Raw genomic sequence first — 7,724 nt, forward strand, 5'->3', positions numbered from 1 at the left:
ATCGAGATCGACGAGGAAGCCACCCGCATCATCGCCAAGCGTCAGCCGGCGGCCCGCGACCTCCGGCTGGTGATTTCGGTGATCAAGATGGTGGCGGACCTGGAGCGGGTCGGGGACGAGGCCAAGAAGATCGCCAAGTTCGCCATCGGCCTGGCGGAAGAAGGCCAGGCGCCGCGCGGTTACGTGGAAGTGCGCCACATCAGCCAGCACGTGCTGAGCATGCTCCGGGATGCCCTGGACGCTTTCGCCCGGCTGGATTCCGAGCTGGCCCTGCGGGTCATGAAGGAAGACAAGCGGGTGGACGAAGAATACCAGGCAGCGACCCGCACCCTGATCACTTTCATGATGGAAGATGCCCGCAACATCTCCCGCTGCATGTCGGTGATGTGGGTCCTGCGGGCCCTGGAGCGGGTGGGGGACCACGCCTGCAACCTGGCCGAGCATGTGATCTTCATGGCCAAGGGTGAGGACGTCCGCCATACCCCGGTGGAAGAGGCCGAGCGCATCGTCGGCCGCTGAGGCCTGCCGGCCCTGGCATCGCCGGGGCCGGCCAAACCTGTCCGTTTTTTATAACTCCCGCGCTTGTTACGGCCCCGGTGCCGTGGCATAAGGGCACTTGATGCCGCGCTCACTGGAGTTCCCCATGTTCAATACCCCTGTTCCCTTCCCACGCCTGATGGCCGGCCTGCTTGGCCTCTGTCTGGCGCTGGCCCTGAGTACCCGTCTGCAGGCCTCCGAGCTGGCCAATTCGGTGATCAGCAATTCCGCTCTGGGCGTGGTGATTGACCAGTATCCCAAGATGATGACCGAGGGCATCAGCCAGGGCCTGAGCCAGACCGGCCAGCTCAACCCCATCGTCAAGGCGGGCATCAGCGGCATGATGACACAGGCCTTCGACAGCACCCGCATGCGCCGCCAGGTGGCCCAGGATCTGGATCAGGGCATGAGCCAGCAGGCCCTGGCCAGGGTCAACGACTGGTACCAGAGCCCCCTGGGAGAAAAGGTCGCAGCGTTGGAGGCCCGCGCCGCCATGCCCGCGGCCTGGCGGGTGATCGAAGAGCAGGGGTCGGCCCTGGTGTCCCGCTATCAGGGCAGCGAGCGGGCCCGGCTGTTCAGCGACTTCGACCGTGCCTCGCGGGCCACCGAGAGCGCGGTGGACACCGCGGTTGCCATACAGGTGGGTTTCGCCACCGCCATGGCCGCCTTCAACGGCGCGGTGGTGGATACCGAGGTCGTACGTCAGCGGGTGGAGAGCCAGCGCACCATGCTGCGGGGTATGGTGGAGCAGCAGGTCTATGCCGGCTATCTCTACACCTATGAGCAGCTCAGCAACGAGGAGTTGCGGGAGTACATCCGCTTCATGAAGACCGAGGCCGGGGACCGCTTCAACCGGGTGGCGACCGAGTCGGTCCAGCAGGCGATCCTCGAGCCCATCGACGCCATCGCCGTCGGGCTTGCCCGCCTGCTGGGCCCGGCTTCGCGCTGATCAGACCTGCTTGGGCCGGTCAGTGTAGGGGGGCCAGCCCAGGGGCTTGCCGGCCAGCACGTGCAGGTGGATGTGGTAGACACTCTGGCCGCCGTCGTCGTTGCAGTTCATCACCGTGCGGTAGCCCTTCTCACTGAAGCCCATCTCCTGGGCTACCTTGGCGGCCACCAGAAACAGGTGCCCCACCAGTTCCCGGTCCTCGGGCTCGATGTCATTGATGGTGGCAATCCGTTTCTTGGGAATCACCAGGAAATGCACCGGCGCCTGGGGATTGATGTCCTTGAACGCCAGGCACTGGTCGTCCTCGTAGACGATGTCGGCCTGGATCTCGCGGTTGATGATCTTGTCGAACAGGGTTTCTGCCATCGCTCTAGGATCCTTTCTGGGATTTGATGAAGCCCGGTCGCGGTAGCCTGGACAGCAGCCCCGCCAGACCCGGCGGTGTCTCGGGTGCCAGACCCATAGCGTAGCGGGCGACCTGGTTGCGGGCAAACGGCAGCCGCTGGGCCAGGCCCAGGCCAAGATTGCGGGCCAGATGCAGGGGCGGCAGACGATTGCTGAACAGGTAATAGAAGGCATCCATGGTCAGCATCATGCGCCGGTTGGCGGGCCGGCGCTGGTCCTGGTAGGACTGCAGCCGGTGGGGTGCCGCCAGGTCATCGCCGGCGCGGCGGGCTTCCCGCATCAGCCCCTGCAGGCACTCAACGTCCTGGAAGCCCAGGTTGACACCCTGGCCGGCCAGCGGATTGATGGTATGGGCAGCGTCCCCGACCAGCACCACGCGGCCGCTGACATACTGGCTGGCGTGCTGGCGGGCAATGGCGAAGCTGGCGCGACCGGCCAACGCGGTCAGCGGCGGCAGGTCGGCGGGAAAGGCCTGCTGTACGCGGGCCAGAAACTGGTCCTCGGGCAGGGCCTTGAGTTCCGCCAGGACGGCCGGATCGTCGTACCACACCAGCGATGCCCAGCTCTCGGGGCCGTCGCCGTGAAGCGGCAGGAAGGCCCGGGGGCCGCTGGGGTAGAACGCCTGCCAGGTGATGTCCTGCACCGGACCGGTGTAGCGTACCGAGGCCACCAGCGCTTGCTGCTGGTACTGGTCCCGGCTGATGCCGATGCCCGCCAGTTCCCGCACCCGGGAGTTACCGCCGTCAGCGCCCACCACCAGTTGGCAGTTCAGGCGCTTGCCGCTTTCCAGAATGACTTCCACCTGATCCGTTGCCTCGGTCATGGCCACGATGGCATCTTCCGGTATCAGGGTGACACTGTCCTGGCCGGCAGCAGTCTGCCAGAGAGCGTACTGGGTGACCCGATTCTCCACGATGTGGCCCAGATGGCTGGCGCCCAGCTCGGCGGCCGAGAAGGTGGTTCGGGGTGGGGTCCGGCCCAGGGCGGACAGGGGACTTGCGGTCTGGTCCCACACCGACAGCCGTCGGTAGGGCGTCAGTCGCTGCTGCTCGATCCCGGACCAGGCCCCGAGCCGGCGCAGGTACTGCTCGCTGCCCACACTCAGGGCGGACACCCGCAGGTCCGGCTCGCGGCGGGTGTCGGCCTCGGGAGCCGGCGCCCGATCCACCAGGGCGACCCGCAGGCCGGCCTGGCCCAGGCCGGTGGCCAGGGCGGCCCCCACCATGCCGGCCCCTACCACCACGATATCTAGCGTCTGCGTCATGCCGGTTCCTTGCCTTGGCCCAGGGAGCCCCCGCCTGCCACAGGCAGTCCGGGGGTTGCGGAAGAGCTCCCTAGTTTAGCGGCTGGCGGCCGCCAGACAAGTCAGCGGGACGGATAGCTGCGGGCCATTGGCCGCTCCCGGCTGCCGTCCGGCAGTACCTCGACCCGGGCCCGGCCATTGCCCTTGGCCAGCCAGGCCGGTTTGCGGCCGCCGGGTTTGATAAAGCCCTGCTGGATCACTACCGGCTGCACGAGCTGGAGGAAATCCCTGGTTTTCATGTGAATGGATTCGGTGTGGGTGCCGGCGGCAAAGGCCATTTCCGGCTGTTCGCTGAGCGCTTCACTGCAGTAGACCGACATGCCGAACAGGTTGCCGAAGGGCGGCATGGCACCCACTTCGCAGTCGGGAAAGCGGTCCTGGAACTCCTGCTCGTCCGCCAGTTGCACAAAATCGGTGTCCAGTACCTGGGACAGGCGTTCCCAGCGGACCCGCCAGGTGGCTGGCATCACCAGCATGGCCATCTTGCCATCCAGTTCGATGATCACGGTCTTTGCGACCTTGTCACCGGCAATCTGGACGTGGCGGGCGAGTTCCTGGGCGGTGAAGGCGGGTGGGTGGGACAGGCACATGTACTCCGTGCCCGAGGCGTCGAGGAATTGCGTTAACTGCTGTACCGGCATAGTGACAACCTCCTACCAGCAATGACAGCGTAACCCGGGTGCTCCGGCGGATAGCCCGGGGCCTGCGGTCGCGCGAGCGCGGCCTTTTCAACAAGGTTGTCTGTCAGCTTAGCCGAGGTAATCGAGAAAGCGAACGCCCGGATTGAGACCGGGCTCGCGAAATCCGAAGCGGGACCGGAGCCCGGGGGCTCCGGCGGGAGTGTGGCTACTTCTCGTGGTACATGTGAACGTCGCGCTGGGGGAAGGGAATGGTGATGCCTTCCTCGTCGAACGCCTTCTTGACCTTTTCCTGCATGTCCCAGTAGTAGGGCCAGAGGTCATCGGTCTTGACCCAGGGCCGGGCCATGATGTTCACCGAGTTGTCGCCGAGACTGGAGACCGCGATCCTCGGCGCCGGCTCCGCCAGGGAGCGCTCGTCTTCGTCGATGAGGCGCTTGATCACCGCCTTGGCCTTGTCGATGTCGTCATCGTAGTGGATGCCGAACATCAGGTCGCAGCGGCGGGTGTCGTAGATGCTGACGTTCACCAGGCTGGAGTTGGCCAGGGTGCCGTTGGGAATGACGATGCGGCGGTTATCGAAGGTGTTGATGATGGTGTAGAGGATCTGGATTTCCACCACGGCACCCAGGTAGCCCTGCGCCTCGATGGTGTCACCCACCCGGAAGGGCTTGAACACCAGGATCAGCACGCCACCGGCGAAGTTCGACAGGCTGCCCTGCAGGGCCAGGCCAATGGCCAGGCCGGCGGCACCGATGACGGCGATGAAGGAGGTGGTGGCAATACCCACCATGGAGGCCACCGAGATGAACAGCAGGATTTTCAGGATGGCGCTGATCAGGCCGCAGACGAACTTGTTGAGGGTGGGGTCCTTCTCCCCCAGCTTCCTGTCCAGCAGGTTGATGAACCGCTTGATCAGCCAGAGGCCGGCCACCAGCGTGACAATCGCCAGCAGCACCTTGGGTGCGTAGGTCATCACCATGGCGATACCCTGCTGTGCCAGTTCGGCAGCCTGGCCGTCACTTGCGAAAAACTCTTCCATACCTACTCCTTATCAGGTCAAAGCGTTCTGGTTGTCGGTGTTTATAGCAGAATCCGGCGGCGGTTGTGGCCCCCCTATCAGGCCGTTTGCCGCTGCCGGACCATGGCCCAGGCTCTAAGCTCCTCGGCGCTGCCGCGCACCAGGATGCGGGCCTGCTTCTGGTCAAGCTGATAATCGTACATGGGATCGTAGTAGTCGGTCAGCAGCACCCGGATCCACTCATGATGGCCGCGGGCATCGCCACTGGCTTCCTGCTCGTCCAGGGCGGCGTTCATGATCAACCGCAATTGCCGGTGACGCTCGCCACCAAGGCGCTTGCGGATACGGTCCAGGGCGTTGAGCAGGTAGTCCCGGAAGTTGTGCCACCCGGCCTCGCCGCCATCGCGCCCGATGTAGTCCGCCAACATCCCCTCCACATAATCCTCACGGATAATCTGGATACGTTCGTGCAGGGGGCGCTCCAGGATCATCAGTGGGCTGGTGGCGATGCGGTGGTTGAGGCTGTCGGGCAGATAGCAGCGCCCCACCAGCCGGCTCTCGTCCTCCAGATAGGCGGGGCCATCGTGGTGGTGGGCGGCCTTCAGCAGCGCCACCGCCAGCCGGTTCTCGAAATCGATCTGGCTGGGCTGGGGGGTGACCTGGCGGCCAAAACTCGAGCCCCGGTGATTGGCCATGCCTTCCAGGTCCACCGGGTTGGGCAGCTCCAGCAGCAGGCGGGTCTTGCCGGTGCCGGTGCGGCCGCTGAGGATACGGAAGTCCAGGTCCGCGATACGGGCCTCCATCTCGTCGATCAGGAAACGCCGCATCGCCTTGTAGCCACCCTCTACCAGTGGGTAGTCGACGCCCGCTTCCCGCAGCCACTGCTGGCTCAGGCGGGAGCGCAGGCCACCGCGGAAACAGAACAGATAGCCCCCGGGGTGGCGACTGGCAAAACGCTTCCAGGCCTCGATTCGGGCGGCCTTGATGTCGCCGGCTACCAGCTGGTGCCCCAGTTCGATGGCGGCGTCCTGACCTTTCTGCTTGTAGCAGAGACCCACCCGATGGCGTTCGTCGTCGTTCATCAAGGGCGCGTTGACTGCTCCGGGAAAGCTGCCCTTCTGGAACTCCACCGGCGCCCGCACGTCCATCATCGGCACGTTCTGGAGAAAAAGGGACAGGTAGTCGGCGGTGTCGGGACGAGGACTCATCGGGGTATCCATCAATGCATTCAGAGGCGGGCGAGTATACCCGAGTTGGCTGTTTTTTGCCCGTCCGCCATGGGCCGGGCGGCGGCGCGGGGGTAGAATGCCGGCTGCTATTATCACCGTGAGGCCCGGATGACCCCAGAAATCCTGAATCAGTACCTGCGCCATACCCTTAGCAGGGGTCGGGTCGTGGTGACCCGGCCAGCCGGTTGCCCGGACATACCACTCTACCTGTTCGATCCCGCCACCCTGGACGGCCCCCTGAGCCACGACGAGGCCCAAGCGGTGGTGGCCGAGCCGGCCTACTGGTCATTCTGCTGGGCCAGTGGCCAGGCCCTGGCCAGCCATCTGCTGGCCAACCCGGAGCTGGTGCAGGGCAGGCGGGTGCTGGATTTCGGGTCGGGTTCGGGGATCGTCGCCATTGCCGCCATGCTGGCGGGTGCCCGGCAGGCCATTGCCTGCGATCTGGACCCGGCGGCGCGGGCGGCCGCCCAGGCAAACGCCGCCCTCAACGGCGTCACCGTGGCGGTCTGCGATCACTGGTCACAGCGACCCGAGGAGCTGGATCTGATTCTGGCGGCGGATGTGCTCTACGACAGCGACAACAAACCGCTGCTGGCGGAGTTCTGCCAGGCCGCAGCCGGTGTGGTGCTTGCGGACTCGAGGGTGCGGGACCTGGGCGACGCCCGTTACCGCCAGCAGGCGGTGATCGAGGCCCGCACTGCGCCGGATCTCAATGAATTCGAGGAGTTCAACCGGGTGCGGATCTACCGGGCCTGAGGCCCACCGCGGAACACGGTGCCGGTTCTCTGAAGGCAAAAAAAAGGACAACCAGTGGTTGCCCTTTGTCAGAACAGTTTGTCGCGTCCCTGTGAACACCGTGCAACGGTCCTGTTGCAGTCTTGTCCCTGCGCCAACTCCCTGGCGCCGGCATCCGAGCCAGCGATCCGAATTAGGTTTCCCTTAAGCAGAGCGTCCGTGCCGTCCCTGCTTCCCCTCACGTTCCTGTGAGGAACCTCCCTGGTGTCGTCCTTATCCCTGTCAACCCTGACGCGCTCACTATACCAAGGCAGATTTGATAAACCTGTGACAGCTGTCAGCAAATGCCCGACTGGAAAACCGAGGTCTGCAAAAATGACTTGCGAAACATGGGTCTGGAAAATTCCCAATGGCCGGAATCGGTGCTTCGCACAGCATCTCGACGATAATTCCTACATCTTTGTGAGATATTTCCTACACAGATGCGGGCGAAACACTCTAATCCGCTGAGGGGCGCCCCGGGGCTCTCTGTGCCCGGGCCAGCAGCCAGGGCGACAGCGCCAGGCCCAGGCCGATACCGGCGGCGTCCGCCGCCAGGTCCAGCAGGGAGAAGCTGCGGTAGGGCAGTGGCGCCTGCAGCAGTTCCAGCAGCAGGCCGAAGCCCAGCACCAGGGTCGCCACCAGCAGCGGCCGGGCGTGGGGCCAGCCCAGCCTGGCCAGCAGGGTGAGCTCCACAAAGGCGATCAGGTGATTGAACTTGTCGCCAAAGCTGGCGGGCACGGCATGGGTCTGGCTGGTGGTTGCCAGGAACAGGATCGCCGCCACCGAGATGGCAAGAGCCAGGCGCCAGGGCCAGCGCCTGGCCAGCAGGCGGGTAAACAGCTTGGGCATGACAGGGCCTTACGGC

The 7,724-nt window shown here is 65.0% G+C and carries 9 protein-coding genes; 3 read left to right on the top strand and 6 right to left on the bottom strand.

The window, feature by feature from the left end; translation table 11 throughout:
- The coding region (phoU, locus tag R3280_RS14900; RefSeq protein ID WP_318999403.1) for a phosphate signaling complex protein PhoU at nucleotides 1–519 on the top strand (519 nt) is incomplete at its 5' end.
- Nucleotides 520–643: 124 nt separating this feature from the next.
- Nucleotides 644–1,486 (top strand): DUF2059 domain-containing protein, encoded by an 843-nt coding sequence (locus tag R3280_RS14905; RefSeq protein WP_318999404.1) that lies wholly within the window; start codon nucleotides 644–646, stop codon nucleotides 1,484–1,486.
- Here R3280_RS14905 and R3280_RS14910 read toward each other — a convergent pair whose 3' ends face one another.
- From R3280_RS14910 to mnmH, 5 genes are all read right to left on the bottom strand, one after another.
- The gene (locus R3280_RS14910; protein ID WP_318999405.1) at nucleotides 1,487–1,852 is read right to left on the bottom strand and encodes a histidine triad nucleotide-binding protein; all 366 of its coding nucleotides are present in this window, start codon (nucleotides 1,850–1,852) and stop codon (nucleotides 1,487–1,489) included.
- Between the two features lie 4 nt (nucleotides 1,853–1,856).
- Nucleotides 1,857–3,155 carry an FAD-dependent monooxygenase gene (locus R3280_RS14915; protein WP_318999406.1) on the bottom strand — a complete coding sequence of 433 codons (1,299 nt, stop codon included), beginning with the start codon at nucleotides 3,153–3,155 and terminating at the stop codon, nucleotides 1,857–1,859.
- A gap of 101 nt (nucleotides 3,156–3,256) precedes the next feature.
- A complete protein-coding gene (locus tag R3280_RS14920; RefSeq protein WP_318999407.1) occupies nucleotides 3,257–3,835 on the bottom strand; it encodes a YbaK/EbsC family protein in 579 nt (192 codons plus the stop codon).
- A gap of 205 nt (nucleotides 3,836–4,040) precedes the next feature.
- The gene (locus tag R3280_RS14925; RefSeq protein WP_318999408.1) at nucleotides 4,041–4,874 is read right to left on the bottom strand and encodes a mechanosensitive ion channel family protein; all 834 of its coding nucleotides are present in this window, start codon (nucleotides 4,872–4,874) and stop codon (nucleotides 4,041–4,043) included.
- 77 nt (nucleotides 4,875–4,951) lie between these two features.
- A complete protein-coding gene (gene mnmH / locus R3280_RS14930) occupies nucleotides 4,952–6,061 on the bottom strand; it encodes a tRNA 2-selenouridine(34) synthase MnmH (RefSeq protein ID WP_318999409.1) in 1,110 nt (369 codons plus the stop codon).
- Between the two features lie 129 nt (nucleotides 6,062–6,190).
- Here mnmH and R3280_RS14935 point away from each other — a divergent pair, with 129 nt between their 5' ends.
- Nucleotides 6,191–6,838 (top strand): class I SAM-dependent methyltransferase, encoded by a 648-nt coding sequence (locus R3280_RS14935; protein ID WP_318999410.1) that lies wholly within the window; start codon nucleotides 6,191–6,193, stop codon nucleotides 6,836–6,838.
- A 477-nt stretch (nucleotides 6,839–7,315) separates the two neighbouring features.
- On the opposite strand, the gene R3280_RS14940 is transcribed toward R3280_RS14935, so the two are convergent.
- Nucleotides 7,316–7,708, bottom strand: a complete 393-nt coding sequence (locus R3280_RS14940; protein WP_318999411.1) for a VanZ family protein — start codon at nucleotides 7,706–7,708, stop codon at nucleotides 7,316–7,318.
- Between the last annotated feature and the right edge of the window lie 16 nt (nucleotides 7,709–7,724).

Origin of the sequence: Marinobacter sp. (assembly GCF_033722195.1) — a bacterium.
Lineage (GTDB): Bacteria > Pseudomonadota > Gammaproteobacteria > Pseudomonadales > Oleiphilaceae > Marinobacter.